This window comes from Herbaspirillum sp. B65 (genome assembly GCF_000333555.1).
Taxonomy (GTDB): Bacteria; Pseudomonadota; Gammaproteobacteria; order Burkholderiales; family Burkholderiaceae_D; genus Herbaspirillum; species Herbaspirillum rubrisubalbicans.
Map to the genome: position 1 here is coordinate 1 of NZ_BADI01000268.1, position 1,099 is coordinate 1,099.

Annotated in this window: 1 protein-coding gene and 1 pseudogene; both read left to right on the forward strand. The window is 59.8% G+C overall.

Annotated elements, in window-relative coordinates:
* On the forward strand, positions 1–753 hold a 753-nt coding region (locus I5W_RS07010; RefSeq protein WP_148289050.1), incomplete at its 5' end, for an IclR family transcriptional regulator.
* Positions 754–807: 54 nt separating this feature from the next.
* Positions 808–1,099 (forward strand): annotated as a pseudogene (locus I5W_RS07015) (ABC transporter substrate-binding protein); the annotation flags it as partial.

Genomic DNA, 1,099 nt, shown 5'->3' on the forward strand with positions numbered 1-1,099 from the left:
ACTGATTACACGATCGATGCAGTTGAGGAGACATTGGGCTTGCTCCTGTTGGTGGCACAGTGCCCAGGCCTCGGAGTGACGGAGTTGTCGCTGCGCTCCGGGATGACCAAGGCGCGGGCATTCCGTATGCTTTATACGCTGGAGAAGAACGGCCTGGTCTGTCGCGATAACCAGGCCCCCATCTATGGTCTGGGCTACAACGCCTTATACCTGGGGGTGGCGGCGGAAGGCCAGATCAGTCTGGCACGACTGGGCAAGAAATACCTGCGCCAGATCGGCATTGCCTGCAACGAAAGTGTGCAGATGCGCATCCGCGACGGTCTGGAGTCGGTCTGCATTGCACGCTGGGAGTCTTTTGAGCCTATTCGCGTCCAGACCCAGCCAGGCGGCCGGCGTCCTCTTTACGTGGGAGCTTCGGGCAAGGTGCTGTTGGCCTATGCTCCCAGGGAGATCCAGGACCATGTCCTGCGTACTGAGCGCAAGCGCTTCACCAGCGCCACGCTGGTCAATCGCAGTAGCCTCAAGCAGGCCATTGCCAAGGTCCTGCAGACGGGACATGCCGTCTCCTACGGCGAGATGTCGGCCGATTCGGTGGCCATTGCAGCGCCCGTCTTCAATGCCAAAGCCGAGGTGATGGCCGCCCTCAGCGTGGCAGGTCCGGCCAGCCGTATCCGTGACAAGGATGTCGCAGCGACGGCGGGAATGCTGCGGGAGGCGGCGCGCCAACTGTCCATGAATCTGGGATATCGTTGAGAGCCGAGTCAGACATGGTCAACTGTTTAACGAAGTCAAGGAGAGGGTCGTAACATGTTCAAGGTAGTGAGGAAAGTATTTGCCGCAGCCTGTATCGCCGTTGGGCTGCTGGGGACGGTCGCGCAGGCGGCTGAACTGAAGATCGGGTTCAAGGCAGAAATTACCTCGGCCGATCCGCACGTCCTCAATAGTGCCAACCGCAACATCTGGGCCCATGTCTATGATTCCCTGGTGGCACAGGATCATCAACTCCGTCCCAAGCCCAGCCTGGCGCTGTCGTGGCGCATGATCAATCCGACCACCTGGGAATTCAAGTTGCGGCCGGACGTCAAGTTCATGACGGACA